At 62.8% G+C, this 21,153-nt stretch carries 6 protein-coding genes; all 6 read right to left on the reverse strand.

Annotation, left to right across the window (positions count from 1 at the left end):
• Positions 1-228 precede the first annotated feature (228 nt).
• The 6 genes from PCO31010_RS22390 to PCO31010_RS22415 all read right to left on the reverse strand — a co-directional run bounded on the left by PCO31010_RS22390 (position 229) and on the right by PCO31010_RS22415 (position 20,819).
• Entirely contained in the window at positions 229-648 is a 420-nt protein-coding gene (locus PCO31010_RS22390; RefSeq protein ID WP_150666219.1) for a hypothetical protein, read from the reverse strand.
• 23 nt (positions 649-671) lie between these two features.
• Entirely contained in the window at positions 672-3,293 is a 2,622-nt protein-coding gene (locus PCO31010_RS22395; protein ID WP_150666220.1) for a DUF637 domain-containing protein, read from the reverse strand.
• A 579-nt stretch (positions 3,294-3,872) separates the two neighbouring features.
• On the reverse strand, positions 3,873-15,665 hold the full coding sequence (locus tag PCO31010_RS22400) for a two-partner secretion domain-containing protein (protein ID WP_150666221.1): 11,793 nt from the start codon (positions 15,663-15,665) through the stop codon (positions 3,873-3,875).
• 186 nt (positions 15,666-15,851) lie between these two features.
• Positions 15,852-16,781 (reverse strand): peptidylprolyl isomerase, encoded by a 930-nt coding sequence (locus tag PCO31010_RS22405; protein ID WP_246184734.1) that lies wholly within the window; start codon positions 16,779-16,781, stop codon positions 15,852-15,854.
• 67 nt (positions 16,782-16,848) lie between these two features.
• The gene (locus PCO31010_RS22410; protein ID WP_246184735.1) at positions 16,849-18,666 is read right to left on the reverse strand and encodes a ShlB/FhaC/HecB family hemolysin secretion/activation protein; all 1,818 of its coding nucleotides are present in this window, start codon (positions 18,664-18,666) and stop codon (positions 16,849-16,851) included.
• Positions 18,663-20,819, reverse strand: a complete 2,157-nt coding sequence (locus PCO31010_RS22415) for a filamentous hemagglutinin N-terminal domain-containing protein (protein WP_150666222.1) — start codon at positions 20,817-20,819, stop codon at positions 18,663-18,665. Before PCO31010_RS22415 ends, PCO31010_RS22410 begins: the two co-directional genes overlap by 4 nt.
• Positions 20,820-21,153 lie beyond the last annotated feature (334 nt).

The following is a 21,153-nucleotide window of genomic DNA, read 5'->3' on the forward strand; positions in this document are numbered from 1 at the left end:
GTGCGCTGTTGACCACCGGGCCACTGACGTTGATCGTCGCGTTAAGCCCCGCAGTGATCAGACTGCCGACGTTCGTCAGCGACCCGGCGTTGATCGTCAGATTGTTCCCCGCACCGATGATCGACGAGTTGCCCGACTGCTGATCGACGTACGCCTCACAGTAGCTTTCTTTGTTATTTGATAACGATCCTTAAAAGGATTGATCGACTTGGCCTTACTCCCACTAATTCATTCGCCCCAACTGACGAAAATCTTCTCTGCAATGATTACAGCCTCTGCCCCTCGTGACGGCTCTATGGCCAGGACTTGCAATCTACCATTACTAATATCCTCCATGAATTTCCTCATAGAATCGGGCGTCAACTCAATCTCCACGTCAGAGAATGAGTTCGACCAATTCACGAGTCTTTTCAATTCCTCTTCTGAAAAATTCTCATATTTCGAAATACGAATCTCAGAAATCACATTTTGCATAACAAAATCAGTAATTCTCACAAATCTAATTTTCTTTATTGCTAAATATGCGTGAATTCCAGATGGCATCAATAAACCGACTCTCATCTCACTTTCTGACTTCATGATTTCAATCGACGATATTTCAGAGTCATGAAATTTCGAAGCATCTTCTGACGCGAACTCTTGGACCATTCCGTCCTCCGCTACCATTAATGTTAAGGGACAACGATTGGTGGCCAGTTTGAGACAGGAACGCCAGGACCACGAGAGGGAAACCCACCATTCGGATTCGGCTCCCAATTGTGCGAGTGCGGATTTCCTTGCCCATGGTCGTGATCTGTATCAATGTCGGTAATAGGGAATCCATCATTACCATATTGCCTCTGCTGCCCACTTCCGGGATTGGTGTGCCACGACCCGGGCTCTCCAACGTTTGGAGTCTTCGTTTCCGACTTTCCCTCGCCGGATGAACTCAGCATTGCGTCGAGTCGATCAATCGCTGCTCCGAGGGCACCACCAAGCATACCGCCCAATGCAGCCCCAGCGGCAACTTCCGCCGGAGTCGCGATGATATTGATTCCGCCGGTGGCGGCGTCAATGACGACAGAGCCTGCCGCCGCCGCACCACCACCGACGGCGGCGCCAGCCGCAGCACCAATCTGACCGCATCCGTGCTTGCTTCCACACGCGTTGTTTATCGTCTCGTTCTGCGCAGCTAACGCGGCTGCATTCGCGTCTGCTCCCACCAACCCGGCAATCACACCGCTCAGCAACTGGGTACCAGCTGAGATGATAGCTAGCTGGGCGGGATCCGTTACACCTTGGCCACCGGTCACCGATTTGGCGATTTCGTTTGCGAACATTGCAGAAAATGCTGCGCCAATAGCGCCACCGCTACAATCGGAGCCCAGCGCTGCCGCACTCGCGCAACCAAGCACAGCGTGTGCGGCTACGTACCCCACACTGCCTAGATTAGATGTGCCTAGTTCGCCAATCTGATAAGCCAGCGCGGCACTCAGATTACTAACGCCGCTAACCTTTAGCGCCTCAAGGAAACTCCCACCTTGAATCGTCGATTGCACCCCGGCCTGAATCACGGACTGCCCGAGGATCGCTACGCCTTGCGTGAACCACTGGCCCGCGGTCGTTGCTCCTGCCTGACTTACCGCGCCATCTACGAAAGTCGGCTTCACGCCCGCAAGACTTGCCAGGCTATTGGGGGACGCTGTCGTCGAGAACCCCAAGCCATCGGCGCTCGAATACGTAATCCCGTTCAGCAACCCGGCCGTAACCGCCGCCGACAACCCCGTCTTCAGTACCGAGCCGAAGTCCAACGAGCCTGTGAACATCACTTGCGTGAGGGTCGAACTCGCCATGGCGGTGAGTGCGGCGCTCGCCACCACGTTGCCCAACCCGCCCGCTACGAATGTCGCGGCCGTCGTGCCGAGTTGCGCTGCGATCATTCCCGAGAACAGCGGGCCGAGGGCTGCGCCCGTCATGGCTGCCGCCATGATCATCCCGACCTGCTGAATCCCGAAATTCCCGCCCTGCTTTACGAAATCCGTATGCAGGTCGTTTTGCAGCGTCTGCTGGACGAAGTTGTCGCCCAGTTGTGCCGCTACACCCGCGATGAACGCTTGCGTTGCCGCCTGATCAACTTGGCCGTTCGGGTCTAAGAGTTGGAGTGCGCCGCCAATCTGGTTGAACTGGTCGACGTTGAGCGTCAACCCACCCGCCGCTGCGCTCATGAAGCCGCCCGGCTGCACCATCGTGCCCGTGGTCTTCAGGTAACCCGCGTCTTTGATGTAGCTCCAGATTTCGCCGACGTCCACCACGTTCGCGCGGTTCGTCAGCGTGCCGGTGTTCACCGTCAGCGTCCCGCCGGAGGTGATTGAGCCCGTATTGAGGATGCTGCCACCCGTCGCCGTGCTGCCGAAGTTCAGCGACAGGTCATTACTCGCGAGAATCTGTCCGCCTGCGGACAGCGCCGTGAAGTTTTCCGGCAGGTACACCTGCGGCATCAGTGCCGTGACCGTCGGGCATTTCGCGTTACCCGTTGCCGCGCATCCCGGCTCGGGCACCGTCTGCTCGACGTACCACAGCATCGGTTGCGACAACCCGGCGATCTGCTCAGGTGTCAGTGCTTGACCCAGCTGGATGTTGTTCGTCTTCGCGTACTCGACCGCGTTGCCGTACATCACCAGCTTCTGCTGGTCGTTCACGCTCAACTGCGACGTGCTATCCGTCGACAAACCATTGATGAAGCTCGCCTTGCCCGTTTGCATCAGGGCGGCTTGCTGGAGTTGGATCGCTTCCTGTTGAGGAGAGAAGTAGAACGTCGTCGTACTTGGTTGCAGCGACGCGGGCAAGTTCGAGATCAGTACTTGCGGGGAGACGGGGTCGAGCGTTGCGCCCAATCCACCTACAACGTAGCTCGGGCCGTTCTGCTGGCCGGTGGCGCCCGTCAGGATCGATGAACCCGCGCCGCCCAAGCTCGCTGGGATCGTCAGATTCAGGCCGCCGTTTGCCGGAGCCAGACTGATCACTTGCGGCGCGTTGCCGACTTGAGGCGTGTACGTGTTCGCCGTCGTGATGCCGCTGACCAAGCTCGTACCGGTCAGCGACACCGACTGCCCCACCACGTTGCCGACGTTGACGATCTGACCACCCGACGTCACCGTCAGGTTCGGGGCCTGAATCGTCGCCGCGATGTTGCCCACCGGCGTCGGCGGGTTGATCACACCGCCTACGCTTGTATAGGCATCGCCATACAGCGACGTACATTCCGCAGCACTACCGCAGCTCCACACGTCATGACGCTTGTCCGACTCGAACATGCCCGTCTCTTGCACCCAGTGCGAGTGCCAGTAGGCATTGAGCGCCTGTGCGCTGTTGATGACCGGGCCACTGACGTTGATCGTCGCGTTAAGGCCCGCCGTGATCAGACTGCTGCCACTCGCACGGCACCTATGTAACCGTGAGCTGACCCACGCATCTAAGTTCAGCTTTTTTAATCATCAACAATGTCATTCGATGTGCTAGATCGGTAGTCCACGATGCTTTAGCCTTGCCGATTCTCAAAGCATACCTATCTCACAGTCGGAGTAACCGTTCACAGGATCCGCTCCACCTTCCCGTAGCCGACCAGTCGGTCGAGTTCTAGCACTTCAAACGAATCGCCGGGCTTCACCGCGTCCTTGAAATACTGCCAACTTGGAAAGCTAATCCGCGTCTTTAGCGTTTCTCCAGGATAGTGAAGATGATCATTCTCATACGTATGCACTCCACTCGCCAAGTAATCAACCGATGCGAATTTGTGGTGAGGGGAGTACCCAGACCTCACCCCCTTCTCCTTCGGTTCGTCAACGTCATCCGCGATGCGGACCGTCGCAATAATGTGATGCAAAATAGTCCTCCTAAAATGCGTGACCGACGTTTTTCACAGCGGAATTAAACAGGTTCAATCCCGACTGTCCATTTATGGTCAAAACACCATTTTTGAAGATGAAGGGATCGACTGAATTTGAAACATTGAACCTCCCAAGAATGCTCGTTGGAACTTCTGCACTAATGATGGCAGCATAGTCGGATTGGAAATTCGCATACCGCAGCACCTCGTTCAAGTTAAACCCAAACTGCTTCATCTCACTACCTGCCGGACCAAAGGAGAACTTACGGGAATTCATGATTGAATAATATTCCTCCGGACTCACGGCACGGTAGAGCGTCGTCGTTCGGCTGTCTGGGGTAGGAACGGTTGCGTTCGGCCTCGAGAATACGCCCGCCAAGCTACCTGTTTGTGTGCCCAACCATGCCGCCGAACTGCCATAAATAGCTTCGGCCGTTTGCGCATCCACCGGCAAAATAGCACCCACGAGCGTCGCTCCAGCTGTGGGTGTATATGTCCCCGTGATCGCCGTCTGCAGGCCCGCGTTCAAATTATCGAGCCCCACTCCAGTCAACGCCACTCCGCCAGCCGCAGCAACACAACCGAGACCGGCACTTGGTGCGCACGCTACCCCGCCGCCCACGGTCATAGCGGTCCCGGCTATCGCCGTCAAGCCACCCGCCATCGCCTGCGCAACACCCGATGCTCGCGGTCCAACCCATTCCATCGCCGCACCAAACGCACCTCGTAGCGTTCCGCAGTCGTGGCCCAACGCACAGCTGTTATTGACGACTTCATTTTGTGCCGCGAGTGCTGCTGCATTCGGATCGGCACCTACTGCGCCTGCGGCTAATCCGCTAAGTAACTGCGTGGCCGCAGAAATTATTGCAAGTTGCGCGGGGTCCGTAATACCTTGACCGTTGGTAACCGCCTTAGCGATTTCATTTGCGCTCAGCGCCGAAAGCGCACCGCCGATAGCTCCCCCCGCGCACCCGGTACCCAACGCCGCAGAACTAGCACACCCTAACGCTGCATGTACGCCCGCATAGCCGAGCGTGCCCAACGACTCCGGTCCCAAGTTGCCAATTTGGTACGCCAACGCGGCACTCAGATTGCTAACACCGCTAACCTTCAACGCATCGAGGAAGCTCCCACCTTGAATCGTTGATTGCACGCCTGCCTGAATCACAGACTGGCCGAGAATCGCTACGCCTTGCGTGAACCACTGGCCTGCGGTCGTTGCTCCTGCCTGACTTACTGCGCCGTCTACGAAAGTCGGCTTCACGCCCGCGAGACTTGCCAGGCTATTGGGGGACGCCGTCGTCGAGAACCCCAAGCCATCGGCGCTCGAATACGTAATCCCGTTCAGCAACCCAGCCGTAACCGCAGCCGACAACCCCGTCTTCAGTACCGAGCCGAAGTCCAACGAGCCGGTGAACATCACTTGCGTGAGGGTCGAACTCGCCATCGCGGTGAGCGCTGCGCTCGCCATCACGTTGCCCAACCCGCCCGCGACGAATGTCGCGGCCGTCGTGCCGAGTTGTGCGGCGATCATTCCCGAGAACAGCGGGCCGAGGGCCGCGCCCGTCATGGCTGCCGCCATGATCATCCCGACCTGCTGAATCCCGAAATTCCCGCCCTGCTTCACAAAGTCCGTGTGCAGGTCGTTTTGCAGCGTCTGCTGGACGAACTTGTCGCCCAGTTGTGCCGCTACACCCGCGATGAATGCTTGCGTTGCCGCCTGATCAACTTGGCCGTTCGGGTCTAAGAGTTGAAGCGCGCCACCGATCTGGTTGAACTGGTCGACGTTGAGCGTCAACCCGCCCGCTGCTGCGCTCATGAAGCCGCCCGGCTGCACCATCGTGCCGGTGGTCTTCAGGTAGCCCGCGTCCTTGATGTAGCTCCAGATTTCACCGACGTCGACCACGTTTGCGCGGTTCGTCAGCGTCCCGGTGTTCACCGTCAGCGTCCCGCCTGAGGTGATTGAGCCCGTATTGAGGATGCTGCCACCCGTCGCCGTGCTGCCGAAGTTCAGCGACAGGTCATTGCTCGCCAGAATCTGCCCGCCTGCGGACAGCGCCGTGAAGTTCTCCGGCAGGTACACCTGCGGCATCAATGCCGTGACTGTCGGGCATTTCGCGTTGCCTGTTGCCGCACATCCCGGCTCGGGCACCGTCTGTTCGACGTACCACAGCATCGGTTGCGACAAGCCTGCGATCTGCTCAGGTGTCAGGGCTTGACCCAGCTGGATGTTGTTCGTCTTCGCATACTCGACCGCGTTGCCGTACATCACCAGCTTCTGCTGGTCGTTGACGCTCAACTGCGACGTGCTATCTGTCGACAACCCATTGATGAAGCTCGCCTTGCCCGTTTGCATCAGGGCGGCTTGCTGGAGTTGGATGGCTTCTTGTTGAGGAGAGAAGTAGAACGTCGTCGTACTTGGTTGCAGCGACGCGGGCAAGTTCGAGATCAGTACCTGCGGAGAGACGGGATCGAGCGTTGCGCCCAATCCACCCACAACATAGCTCGGGCCGTTCTGCTGGCCTGTAGCTCCCGTGAGGATTGACGAACCTGCGCCGCCCAAGCTCGCCGGGATCGTCAGATTCAGGCCACCGTTCGCCGGAGCTAGACTGATCACTTGCGGTGCGTTGCCGACTTGCGGCGTGTACGTGTTCGCCGTCGTGATGCCGTTGACCAAGCTCGTACCGGTCAGAGACACCGACTGTCCCACCACGTTACCCACGTTGACGATCTGACCGCCCGACGTCACCGTCAGGTTCGGAGCTTGAATCGTCGCGGCGATGTTGCCTACCGGCGTGGGCGGGTTGATGACACCGCCTACGCTCGTGTAAGCATCCCCATACAGCGACGTACATTCCGCAGCACTGCCGCAGCTCCACACGTCATGACGCTTGTCCGACTCGAACATGCCCGTCTCTTGCACCCAGTGCGAGTGCCAGTAGGCATTGAGCGTCTGTGCGCTGTTGACCACCGGACCGCTGACGTTGATCGTCGCGTTAAGCCCCGCAGTGATCAGACTGCCGACGTTCGTCAGCGACCCGGCGTTAATCGTCAGGTTGTTCCCCGCGCCGATGATCGACGAATTGCCCGACTGCTGATCGACGTACGCCTCGCAGTAGCTCTCCTTGTAGCCACCCGCCGTCATACAGCCCGAGTACTTTTCGAGCTTGCCGTAGTTCTCGTGCACCTGAACCGGCGGCGGCAACGTGTTCGTGATGCCACCCGCGACGTTCAGCGTCAGGTTGTTACCCGCGAGGATGTTGCCTGATGTATTGGTGAGCGAATCGGCAGCAGTCGTGCCCGTCGCCGACGAACCAACCCCACCGATCACAAGATCGTGACCCGCAATCAGATCGCCGTACTTGTTGTTGATCGTCCCCGCAGCAATCGTGAGGTTGTTGCCCGCGATGATTGCCGCGTTGTTCTGCGCGAAGGTGAACGAGGTGGTGTTAGGGTTCTGCCCACGAACATCGTTACCCCGGTAGCAGGCAGCGTTGCTCGTGCCCGCCGCACACCCTGCCTGCGACGTGAATTGCTGCGTATTGCCGCCCTGATTCGTGACGCTCGACGCGAAGATATTGACGTTGTTCTGGGCATAGATCATGCCCTCGTTGACGAGATTGCCGCCGTACAGATTGATCGTGTTCGCTGCGGTGATCAGGCCGAGGGGCGTCGACCAGCCAATCGTCGAAGTCGACGTGGGTGCCGCCGATCCCGTCGCAATGTTGAACGACACCGTTTGGTGCGCGAGCTGCGCGTCAGACAGATTCTCGTTTTGGTAGGTAGGAACCTCGATGGCACCCAGCGATGCCAGCTGTGCGAGGAACGCGGAGTACTGCCCTTGATCGACCGCGTTCACCACCGAACTGGTGGTCGTCGGCGATACCGCGCCGTTTGCCATCGATCCGACGTTGAGCGTCAGATTGCGTCCCGCTGCAATCTGCCCGCCGCGATTCGACAGGCTGGACGTCGTGACCGAGATGTCGCCACCCGCAATCATGACGCCGTTCGCGCCCATTTGCGTCACCGTGGACGTCTGATTGACCGTAGGCAGGTTAATGGCCACAGAGGTCAGCGCGTTCGGCATGGGCGACGCACTCGCCTGCCAATAGTCGTAATCGACCGGGTTATCGCCGACCATGCGACTTCCCCGGAACTTGTTCATATAGAACGTTCCGGAGCCGGTCGTTGGCGCAGCCGTGCCCGCATCACATGACAGCGGAGCGAGTCCACCGTTGCAGCGATCTCCCGTCCACGGATTGATGCCGTCGGGCTTACCTTCCAACGTCACGCCCGTCGGCGACAGTAGATCACCAAGCGTTGCAGCCGACGTCACATCGAGCCACCGCACGTTCATGTCGCCTTCACCGCCACCAGCGCCCAGGCTGAGCTTCGAGCCACGGGTTCCGATAATCGCGCTCCAGATCAGACTCGGATCGACGACCGTGGTCGTAGTCGTCACCGCGCCCGATCCCCCCGCCTGATCATTAATCACCGCCCCCGCATTCACCGTCAGGTTGTTCCCTGCGATGATCGTGCCGCCGATGTTGTTCAGCGTGCCCGGCAGCGAGAAGGTGATGTCGCCAGCGGCCTGCGTCTTCGCACCCGCGTTCGTGAAGTTACCGCCCGTGGCGCTAAGGTTGCGGTTCGCTTCGATGAGGCCGCTGTTGATGACGTCGCGGGTCAGCGACAGATCGCGGTCGGCGTGGATCGTCGCGCCTACGCCGTTGATCGTCGCCGCGTTGATCGTCACATCGCTGCCGCCCACCACGCTGCCGATGTTCGTGAACCAGCCGTTACTGGCGAGCGTCAGCGCGCCGTTGCTCTGGATCGTGCCGCTGTTCAGGAACGACGCCAGCCCCGTCAGCACGGTGTTCGCGCCACCGAGTTGCAACGACCCGGTGTTGTTGATGACGTTGGCCGTGATCGACATCGTGCCGCCAGCCTGCAATGCGCCGCCGGTTACGTCGAACGTCGCCGCGCCCATCGACGCCGCGAGATTGCGCGTCGCGGCCAGCTCGCCACCCGCCGTCGTGACCGTGCCCGCGCCGTTGACCGTCAGCGCAAGGTCCGCGCTCGCCGGTGTCGCGCCCGTCACGTCGCCCGCGAGGATCATGCCGCCGTTGTTGTTCAACCCACCAACGTTGAGCGTGACGCCGTTCGCGCCTAGCACCGTCCCGGTGTTGGTCAGCGCACCACCCGCCGTGACCGACGTCGTGCTGCCGTTCATCAACCCGTTGTTGACGACGTTGCCGGTGGACGTCAGCGTCAGTGCCTTCGTCGACGCCAGTTGCCCGTTCGCCTCGTTGACGATGCCGCCCGCCGTCACCGACAACGGCCCGGCGCTCAGCACCGATGCGCCCGCCGAGTTGGTGAACGTTCCTGTGCCTGCATTGAAGGTCGTCGCGCCATTGATGAGCGCGAGGCCATGCGTCTTGATCCACTGCGTCGCCGTCACATCCAGCGCGCCACCGACGATCATCGCGCCCGTGTCGATGCGTGCGCCGCTCAGCTTCGCGTCTTGGGTGACGAAGAGTTGCCCGCCGCTCGCGTCGAGCGCACCGCTTGCCGTGACCGTGAAGGATTTAGATGCCGTCGTAGCACCGTTGATAACGACGTTGCCGCCATTGAGCGTCATGTCACCGACGACGGTGTTGGTGCCGCCCAGCGTGAGCGTCTGTCCCGCACGCAGCGAAACCGTGTCGTTGCCGGAGACGTTCGCGACGCTGAGGTTGCCGTTCTGCGCGGTCAACGTCATCGCGCCCATGCTCGACACGCCTTGCAGTGCCGTCAGGTTCGTCGCAGCGGTCATATCGAGCGTGCTGCCCACGAGCACCTTGTCCACCGTCAGACTGCCCGACGTGCTGGTGAGCGACGCTTTGCCCATCGAGATCAACGCGCCAAGCAACGCGTCACCTGCCGACGTCACCTTCACATCGCCCGCCGTATCCACGCCGCCGAGCGTCAGCTTGCCGCCGGACGTGATCGCGACGTCCTTGCCGAACGTCAGCGCACCGTTGCTTCCCGTGATGTCGCCGCCGGATTGCAGCGTCGCCGTGCCTTTGCCGATGAGATGACCGCCCAATGCCATCGTCGTGCCGGACGTCAGCGTCGTGTCGCCGTTGACTTGCGCGGCGCCCATCGCCAGCGCGCCGCCCGCCTTCGCCGTGAAGTTCTGAATCGCGGTAACGGGACCGGTCAGCGTGACACCGCCTTGGGTCGCGGTGAGTGCGATGTCTTGATTCGCCGACAGCGCGCCGGTCACCAACAGGTCGCGTGCGGCCGTGACGCTCACGCCCTCACCCGCTGTCACTGCGCCACCGAGCGTCACATCGCGTCCTGCATTGACGGTCAAGCTCGTACCCGTGCCGACGTCGCCCGCAACGCGAACGTCACCCGCACCGCCCGCCGTGAGTGTGGCTGACTTGCCCGCCTGAATAGCGTCCGCAGTCAGGTCGCCCGTCGTGGTCATCGTCAGGGCATCGCCTGCGACGATGGCGCCCGTGACTTGCGTCGTACCACCTGACAGCGTGGTCAGGCCACCATTGCCGAACGTGAGCGACGCAGCGCTGAGCTTGCCACCTGCCGTCAGCAACCCGGCAACAGCATCTGCGACGACGCTGCGCACATTGCCCAGCGTCATATCGCCGCCGGACGTCAGACGCACCAGACCGTTGGCCGTCGTGTCGCCTTGCATCGTCAGCGACTTGCCCGCGTTGACGGTGACGTCACCCTGCGCACCCGCATTACCCGTCGTGATCGCACCGTTCGCCGCCGTCAGCGTGAGATTGCGCTCGGAAGCCGTGTCGCCTTGCAAACGAATGTCGCCCGTCGCGGCAGTCACCGTGACGTTGTCGCCACCGACCGTCTTGCCGGTCACGGCGACGTCGCGTGCGCCAGTCAGTGTCACCGTGCCGAGTGCGACGGCGTCGCCAGTGATGGCCACATCGCCCCCGTCCGCCGTCACCGTCAGTGCCTTGGTCGCCTGCACGTTATGCAGACCCGCGCTGTTCGCGGCGTGGACGTCGACGTTCTGGCCGGACAATGCGCCCGTCAGCGCTGTGTTGCGTCCCGCGTCGAGCGTGACATCGCCGCCGAACAAAGCCGTGCCATCCCCAAGGACGTCCCGACCGGCGCGCAACGCGCCGATGCCCTGCACGTTGGTTTGCCCCGTCAGCGTGAGATCGTTGGCAGCAGTAGCGCGCAAGTCGCCTTGCACGCTCAGCTTGCCGCCAAGCGTTGCGTTGCCCGCGCTCGTTGCCAGCAGCGCGCCCGCTGTCGTCACCTCACCACTGATGGCGAGGTCGCCCATCCGCGTGATCAGTGAGAGGTCGCTCATCGTGAGCGCCGTACCCGTCACGGACAGATTGCGTTGTGCGGTCAGTTCGCATGCCGCACCGCACGCCACGCTGCCCGCGAGGAGGATGTCGCGCGCAGCCGTCGCCGAGAACGCGTTCGGCGACGACACCGCGCCGTTGAAGACGATGTCGCCCGGACCGCCCAGCGCACCCGCCGTGCCGGTCGTCGTGACCTTGATGCCGGTGGCCGAGTTGAGGACGCCGAACGTCGCATTACCACCCGCCGTCGCGTCGATGGCATTCGCCTGCACACCGCCCGTGAGTCGCGTGTCACCCGCCGACGCGAGTGTGGCGTTGCCCGTGAAGACGGCCTTGCTGCTGCCGTCGCCGGTGTCGAGCAACGTGCGGCCTGCCGTCAGGTTCGCGTTCACGCCGAGCAACACTGCGCCGAGTTGCAGATCGCGTCCGGCGTTGATCGTGACGTCGAGCAATGCACTGGTCGACTGACCCAGCGTGACGTCTTGTGCTGCGTTGAAGAAGAGATTCGCCCCGCCACTCACACCGCCGATCGCGCGAATGCTGCCGCCGTGCGCCGTCAGGTTGGCGTCGCCTACCGATTGAATCGCGCCGCCCACGACGATGTCGCGTTGCGCGTCGAGCGTAGTGCCCGCGCCACCGCCGAGCGTGCCCGCCACGGTGATGTCGCGCGCGGCCTGCAACGATACGGCGCCCGGTGCGCCGGATTCGCCATTGACGACGATGTCACCGCCGCCTGCGAGGCCTTTGGCGGTCAGCGTCAATACGCCGGTCGACTGTGCATTTTTGACGGTGACGCTGTTGCCTGCGACGACCGTCAGACCACCGCCCTGCAACAGACCACTCTGGTCGACGTCGCGCGCGGCGCTCACGTCGAGCGCACCGGTGAACGACGCCGAACCCGCGCCGCTCACGTCGCGGCCTGCATCGATGCGTCCGGTGCCCTGACCGTTCAGCGCGCCTTGCACGACCGTGTCGCGCCCCGAGGTCAGTGTTGTGTTGCCCGCAACGGCCGTCTGCCCGCTCATGACGACATCCGTCCCCGCCGCCGCGGTCAGTTGTCCGCCCACGCCGAGCTTGCCCTGCGCGTCGACGTTGACACTGCCTTGCGTCGCCGTCAGCGTTGCGTCCTTGGCCGTGCGGACCGTTCCCGTGATGTTGACGTCGCGTGCGCCGGTCAGCGTAGCGTCTTCGCCCGTCTGCAAGGTGCCTGCGACAGTGACGTCGCGCGTGCCCTTCAGAGCGACAGCACCGACCACGCTCGACTCGCCGTTGACGACGACGTCGCCACCGCCCGCGTTGCCGTTGGCCGATATCGAGAACAAACCATTGGACGTGACGCTGGAGACAGTCGCGCTGTTGCCCGCCGTCACGCTCACACCGTTGCCCTGCAAAACGCCGGACAGGTTGACGTTGCGGTTCGCGCCAAGCGTCGCGGTGTTGGTGAACGCCGACGCCCCTGCACCGACGAGATCGCGTCCGGCTTGCAAGACACCCGCGAGGCCGACCAGCGCGCCGTTCAGCACGATGTCCTGTCCTGCGGTGACGGTGGCGTTGCCGATAGCGCTCGTCTGCGGTGCGCCGAGCGTCACGGATTGCCCTGCGGTCAATGCGAGCTGACTATTGGTGCTCAGGTTCGCGGTCGTGTTCAGATTGCCGGACGTCGCGGTAATTGTCACGTCGCCGACTGCCGCCACACCACCGTCGAGTTGCACATCGCGCTGTGCCGTGACGACGAGCTTGTCGTTCGCCTCAATCTTGCCCGTGCTGGCAATGACGACATCGCGAGCGGCATTCATCGTCGCCACGCCGAAGGACGCCAACGGTCCGGTCACGCGAATGTCGCCGCTGCCGTCGAGACCGCGCGCCAGCACGTCGAGCGTGCCGCCGGTCTGGACATCGCCCAGCGTGACCGCGTTGCGGCTCGTGACGACGAGGTTCGCCGTCTGCAACTTGCCGTTAAGCGTGGCGTTCGCACCGGACGTCAGCCAGGTGTCGCCGAGGAAATGCGCGCCACCGCCGATGTCGAGATTGCCACCCGCGTCGAGCTTGCCAGTGCGTTGACCGGACACGTTGCCCGTCACGCGCATGTCGCCGCCGGATTGCAGGGCGACGTCGCCCGCTGCGGTCGCGGTACCTGCTACGTCGAACGTCGTACCGGCATTCGCCTTGAGGTCCGCGCTCGCCTGAATCGTGCCGGGGACGGTGACGGCATTGCCTGCCGTGATCGTCAGCGCATTCGTGGTGCCTGCCGTTTGAAGCGAGCCTGCGACGTTGACGTCGCGCGAGGCGTTCAGCGTCACAGCATCCGCACCCGCCGTGGTGCCATTCACGAGGATGTCGCGCGCTGCCGTGAGCGCCGCCGCACCGTAAAACGAGACCTTGCCTTGCAGGGCGATGTCGCCACCGCCTGCATTGCCCAACGCACGCAATGCGGCGACGCCGGTGCTTTGTACATCGGCCAGTGAGATGCCGTTCGCTGCTTCGACGTCCAGCGCGCCTGCGAGCAACGCCCCGGTCAGCGAGATATCGCGCCCGGCGCGCAATGTGGCGTCAGTGCCGAAAGCGAGCTTGCCTTTGCCCGTGATGTCGCCGCCCGCGCGCAGCGTCACGTCGGCTTGTCCGAGCAACGTGCCGTCGACATTCAGTGTCTCGCCCGCGCTCAGGCGCGCGGTGCCGCTCGACGCCACATCGCCCTGCACGTCGAGGCGGCGACTCGACGTCATGTCGAGTTGTGCGCCGGATGCCAGCGTACCGTCGATGCGCGTGTCGCCACCCGATTGCGTCGATACCGCGCTGTGGCCCGTCAGACGTGCGCCCTGTGCGATCTGGAAATCGCCACCGGTGACGATGGACACGTTACCGTTCGCGCCCGTGCTATCGGTGACGACAAGACTGCGCGCGGCGTTTGCGACGAGGGTGCCGCCGACCGTCACCGGGCCCATCAGACGGATGTCACCCAGCGCGCTGTCTTGTGTCGCGAGCGACAGATTGCCGCCGATTTGCGCTTCCTTCAGCGCCAGCGCCTTCGTTGCACTCAACGCAGTGTCGCCGTTCGACTGAAGGTTCGCGAGTGTGAGATTACCGCCCGCCTGCACGTCCATCGCCTTGCCCGATTGCAGCGATCCGGCCGACGTCACATCGCCGGTCGCCGTCAGTCGATAGCCGGTCTCGCCGAGTCCCGTGCCGCTGAGCGCGACGTTGCCCGCGCTCGTCATCTGCACCTGCTGCTGCGCTGCATGGTTGGCAACGGTCAGATCGCCGCCCGACGAGAGCGTGAGGTCGCCCGTCGTCGATGCGAGATCGCCCGCCATGCGCACACCGAGGCCAGCCGTTGTGCCGATGACCTGAATCTGTCCGGCGGTCATCGCGCCGAAGCGCGTTGCGTCGATGGCGAACGCCTGTGCGTTGCCCGTGGCGTTCTGGACGGCCTGCGCCGTATTGGCCGCGCCGTTGGTCGACGTGATGTAACGCGTGCCCGTGCCGTCCACGGCGCCTGTCAGGACCTGCTGATTGCCGGTGATGACGTTGATGCGCGTGCCCGCGTACAACGGCGCATTGATGCCGACCGTCTGGCCGATGAGATCGATCGCGCCGACGGTGCCTTCGATGCCGCTGCCGGGACCGTTCATCCCGGCATTCCCTTCCAACTGAATGTGGCCGCTGTTGACGCTGTAGCCGAGCGCGTTGGCGTTCGCGAAATCGGTGGGCGTGCCGCCCGCGCCCGAGAGGAACTGCGGCGTGCCGGTCGTCAGCGTGACGCCGATGGTGTTGGTGAAACCCGCGCCACGCACGGAGATGCCGTTCGGGTTCGCAATGATCACCGTGGCAGGCGCGCCGAACACTTCGAGCGGACCGTTGAGTGCCGATGCGTAAGCGCCGCCGGACGACGTCACCTGATTGACGATGGTGCTCGCAGTGCGGCCCGACAGATTCGGGTTGGCGGCAATCACCCCGCCGTTGAGCGACGTGCCGTTGAGCAGACTGTTGTTGAGGATCAGGCCCGCTGCGTCGACGTTGAAGCTCTGGTACTGGTTGAGCGAGATGCCTGCGGCGTTCGGCGCCGTGATGTTGACGACGGGGATGCCGTTGCCGCTCGTGATGATCTTCGGTGCGAAGACGACCGGCGCGGTCGGATCGGTGATCGGCGCAGCGGACGCCGTCTGCATGCCGACGTGCACACGCAGCGACGCGAGCGAGCGCATCACCGTCAGAGCGGTCTCGTCGAAGCCCGCTTTCCCGGCAGTATTAGCGGCCAACTCGCGCGCAGCCGACTGACTCAGTTCGAACGTCACCGAGATGGGGCTGACGAGCAGCGTCAGCGCGACGCAGGCCGCAATGGCACGCTGCCACAGACGAATCGCGGGCTTCTCCGGGAAGTGGAAATCCATCGCCTCGTCGTCGATATTCATCGACTGACGTGCGTTTTCTCCAGCTTCGGTGATTCCTCGCGAAGATGCGTTCATGGCGTGACCTGTTCGTTTCTTTGGACGTGCGTACCGCGAGACCGCCACACCACCTGTGGCGATTCGATGACCTGCGGACTGCTGAATGCTGACTTCCTAGTACCAACTGCGAATCGTCGGAAGGCGACGATGTCGAGCGATGCCGGGCGTCTCAATCACGCCTGGCATCGTTCGATGGCTTCCGGATTACTGCTGGATGCGTGCGTTCTTGACGAGATCGCCGATCATTCGCGCCGTGGCTTTTTCCATCGCCACCTGTTCGAGTTGCTTGCGCAGCAGCGGCGCGCTCTCCTCGAACTTCGGAATCTGCGTGGCGCGCTTGTCGTCGACGCGCAAGATCCACAGTTGCTCGCCGATTTGCAACGGCTCGCTCGACACGCCGCCCTTGGGCAGCTTCACCAGCGCTTCGGCAATCGGCTGCGGCCAGTTCTGCGTGTTGCCCGCCGTGATCGGCGTCTTGAAGGACACCCAGTTCAACTGACCGCCCTGCGCGGCGTTCGGCCCCTGGCTGTACTGACGCGCCAACGCTGCGAAATCGCTGCCCTTCTTCAGTTGATCGAGCACGGTTTGCGCGGTGACGGCGTCGCGCACGGCGATCACACTCGCGTGGTACTCGTTCTCGCCCAGCGTGGCGACGACCGCGTCGTACTTCGCCTTGACGTCGGTGTCGCTGACCGGTGCCGCGTTGAGGTGCTCCGTCATGAATGCGCGCGTGACGATCATCGTCTTCGCCGCTTCGACGGCCGCCTGCACTTCGGGGCGCGCTTCGTAGTGCTGCTTCTGCGCTGCCTGCTTGAGCAACTCGTTGGCAATCAGTTGCCCTTTGAACAGCTCGCGCAGTTGCGGGCTGTCGGGCTGGCCGCTCGCCTTGACCATCGCATCGACGGACACCTTCGAGATCGCCACGCCGTTGACGCTGGCGACGGCATCCGCCGGTAGCGGCTTCTGTGCGTTCGCCTTGCTGTCGACTTTGTTGTCGCCCTTGGCATCCGCCTTCACTGACGACGGCGCGGCCGCCGACTTGGCCGCCATCGCCGGTAACGTCACCACGCCCAATGCTGCGCATACGCCCGCAGCCATCCACATACTCCACATACGGCTGAACTTCGCTTTCATCGATACCTCTCCCACAACGTTGACGGACGCTGCGAGCCGGTCGCCCGCTCGTCCGCATCTTCGGAATTCATCCCGCCCAGTTGAGCGTGACGAGAACGACACTGCCTTTCGGTCCCATGGACGACGGCTGCACGAGCGCACGGCCCGCCATCAGCTCGCCGGAGAACGTCTGTCCACGGAACTGCCATTGCGCGCGAACCCCGGCACCGGCGCCGATCAGCGTCGGCCATCCGGCTTCGGCCACCAAATGTGCTTTGCCGCCGTCGAGGAACGCATACGGCTCCCAGCGCAGCCCCTGCCAGACCGGGGCGTTGGCCCACACGGCTTCGTTGCGAACGTAGAAGCCGCTGTCGCCCGCGATGCCGCCTTGCATGAAGCCGCGCACGGAGTCCGTGCCGCCGAGAAAGATCTGCGCATTGCCGAACAGGGCGACGGCGCTGTACTGGCCGGTGAGCGTGGTACGCCACGTCCAGACCGTCGGGCCGATCTGCGCGAGCGGCAGCTGGACGGTCGTGCTGGCGTCGAGCTTGGTGAATTGCGCGTGAGCGTCCTGCTTCTGGATGCCGTCGAAGTCGCGCGAGGCGTCGAGCCACGGCAAGCCCTGCGACACACCGAGCGACGCCGTCAACGCGCCAGGCTGGCCGTTGCGCGTGAAGCGCCAGAGGCCGGAGACACCGACGCGCAAGATCGTCAGGTCTTGTGGCGACAGCGGAATGTCGTTGACGTCGCGCTCGGTGGAGAGCTTCGTGAGGGTGACGTCAAGACTCACTCGCCCCGAGGACGAGCGTCTGAGGACGTTGTTCCAGCCGAAAATCTGGCTCAGCGTGCGGCCGTAAAGCAAGGCCGTGCCGCCGATGATCTGCTGGTATTCGGAGAGGGCTGCGGTGTAGCTGAACGTCTGAAAGCCGTAGGGGACGGCTGCCGACACGACGAGTGCGTTGCTGTCGCGCGTGCCCACGTAGGAGAAGCTCAAAGATTCCTGCAAACCTATGACGTTCCCCGCCTCCACCGACGCGCGGGTGCGCCACTTGCCGGTCGCTGTGCTGCCGTAGTTGTCGAAGCCGACGTTGTAGTTCAGACGGCTGCCGAACGGGTTCCGGATCGCCACAATCGACTCGCCCGCCGCTTGCCCGGGGAGAATCTGGATCTGCGCCTGATTGCGACGCAGACGGTTGATCTGGTCGACGCCCTGTTCGAGCGCCGGGAGTTCGAGGACGTCACCGACCGATGCGGGGAAGGCCCATGCCGTCCCGGCGTCCGTCAGCAGGCCGCCACCGTCGCCTTGTTTGCCGTCGCCCGTGGCCGAAGGACGCAACGCGCCGCCGTTCAACGTGAAGCCGCTGATACGACCCGCGACGACCGTGACCGCCAGCGTGCCGGACGACAGGTTCTGCGGCGTGGCGAGGTAGGCGCGCGTAGTGATGAGGCCGCGTGCGACGAAGGCTTCCGTCAGGCGACGCATCAGTAAGTCGATGCGTCGCCGCCCGAGCGATTTGTGCAGGAACGGTGCAGTGATCCGGTCGAGTTCCGAGGCACTGAGGACGGTGTCCCCCTTGAAGACGATGCGGTCGATGCGAAACGTCGGTTCCGGATCCGGCAGCGTGTCGATGTCGGCGTCTGCCGGGAGATCGGGCACCTGTGGCGACGCCGCTGGCGCCACCTCGATCTGCGCAGGCTGTCGGTCGAGTTCGCGTTGCAACTCGCGGCTGCGCTGCTCGTCGAGCAGGCGCTGCGCGGGGTCTTGTTGCGGCGCGATGCCCGCAGGAGCGGACGGTATCGGCGGCAACCCGGGCGGTATTTGCGCGAATGCGTTGTGCATCGCGCTGGAGACGACCATCAGCGACACGGCCACGATGCGCGTGGGATTAAGGAGGCGCATCGTCATAGGCCGAACCACGTCGTCAAACCGAGATGCGTGCCGATCCTGACCGGGTCGCGATACGGCACGAAGGCCGTCTCGATGCCCTGCGCGGCGCGCACGCCCTTCGCCCCGGCAATGACACCGCCCTTGATCACGCCGCGCCCGGTCAGCACGACCTCACCGGAGGCCGCCGAGAACAAGCCGCCGTCGTTCTGCGCGTAGATTGCCGCCCAGCGATTGCCGAACCACGCCTTCATGCCACGCGTGCCGTTGTAGGCGGTATATCCGAGCAGACCCTGTGCGGTCACGAGTGGCGCGTCGACCGTCAGATTGCCGCTCCAGGCGATGACGTTGCCGCCGATGTTCGTCGCGCTTTGTCCGGCGGCGAGCGAGATGTTGCCCGATGCCTGCATCTGGCCGCCGAAGGACGCCGTCGTGCTCGAGGCCTCCGCCCGGCAAAAGATGAAGCACGAGCGCTGGTACGACGCCTGTCCCGTCATGATCGCCTGATTGACGAGCGTGTTCGTCGCCGTCACGCGGATATCGCCACCGTTCGTCAACACGGTGCCGCCCGTGTTGTAGACGTTACGGCCCGAGAGGGTGACGTTGCCTGCGTCCGCAATGATGTAGGAGAGCTGGCTCGGCGCGGGAAGCGAGCCATAGTCGACGGAAAAGCCTTCGTCACGGGTGGAGAAGAGCAGCCAGCGTCTGCCACTGTTGGCGTAGGCGGTCGCGACGCCGCCGTTCGCGCCTTCCGTATGGGAGATGACGTTACTGAGATCGCCCTGCGCCGCCATCGTGACCGACTGGTTCGATTCAACGCGGGCGTTCAGATTGACGATGTCGCGTGCGGCGCGCATGACGACGTCGTCGTTCACCCCGAAGACGACGCCGAACGCACCGCCCGGATTGGCGGGGTCCGAGGTGTTGGTGATCGTCCCGCCAGCGTTGAAGGTGATTGCGCCTTCGGAGGACGTCAATGCACGGTCGCGCGTAACGCCCTGAATCAGGCTGCTGATGTTCGTGATGTCGCCCTGAGCGTTGAGAACGATGCCGCTGCGCGAGGAGACGAGCGTCGATTGGATCGCGCCGGCGTTCGCCACGAGCACGCTGCCGCTGGACAGGTTGATCGAGCCACCGGTGAGAATCGACGCGCCGCGCATCGCGGTTTGTCCGCTTGCCTGCCACGACAGATTGTTGGCGACATTGATCTTGCTCGACGGCGCGAGGAGCACGTCGCCTGCGGAAGTCAGGGAAAAGTCGCCCGCGTTAGCCATCATTGCGCCCGCGTGGCGCACACCTGCGCCGAGGTCCGTCGTCAACAACTGAATCCGGCCGGATGTGATGCTGCCTGCGGGCTCGATGTCGAGGGCAATGGCGTTGGGGTTGGACTGCTGGTTGTTGGCGAACGTCACCCAGTCGTTGTTGTTGTCGTCCGGGGAAAAGCTCGTATTGAGCGAGACCTTGCTGCTACCGGCGATGACGCGCACATACGCCGTGGGCGACGAGAAGTCGTTGGTGATGGGCGCGCTGACCTTGACCGTCTTGGCGATGAGTTCCAGACCGATCAGCGTGCCGGCAAGCCCGCCGCCGGTGACTTCGATGGTGCCCTGGCCGGTGTTGAGCACGACGTTGCGCTGGTACAGGCCGGGCGCGACGAGGACATCGTTGAACGACACTTGCCCGGTGCTGAGCGCGACGTGGCCGGTGTTGACGAACGATCCTCCGTTGACGGTGATACCGTTCGGATTCGCGAGGATGACGTTCGCTCGCGGCCCGGCCACGGCGATTTGTCCCTGAATCAGACTAGGGGCGGTTCCCGTCACTTCATTGACGATGGTCCGTGCGTTCACCCCCGTGTTGTTCAGGGTCGCACCGGCGCGGTCAACGTTGAAGCTGGTGTACGTGTTGCGTGAAACGCCGTAGACGGGGGCTGCGATGTTGACGTTCTGACGTCCGTCCGCGCCAACGGTGACGGAGGTCGCGGTGCCGCCGTCCGGGACAATGCCCGCGGCATGGCAATGCGCGGCCGCAGCGAGCAAAGTCGCCAGGCCGTACCTCGATACCCGTTGAAACTGTCGAAACCGCTGAATCCCCGAACTGCGATTGCTGCGTTTGCTGTGCCCGCCAATCCCGCCGGCCAACGGCGAGACTTCGCGCGTTGATTGCCAAGGCATCTGATCTTCGTTCTTTTGATTGTCATACTGCTTGCAACATCCGAAGGCCGCGTCGAACGTGACCCATAGTCACATCGTCTGCGTTCCCCGAAACGGCATCTCATGCGCCGGCTATCGTGATGTGCCAGCTTTGCGCAAGACGCCGCGCCCCTCGGATTCCTAACTGGTGAGAACCAGCCCAGACAGAGCATTACGGATCGAGATTGTGATTTCTTTAGGGTTTCGACGGTTTTATTTGTTTTTATTTACTCCGATGCTTTTTTCGGGACGAATCCATGCATCGAGCTATGATTCCAGACGTCGATTTATGTCGAACTACGCAAGATCACGTAGC

This window comes from Pandoraea commovens, from assembly GCF_902459615.1.
Lineage (GTDB): Bacteria > Pseudomonadota > Gammaproteobacteria > Burkholderiales > Burkholderiaceae > Pandoraea > Pandoraea commovens.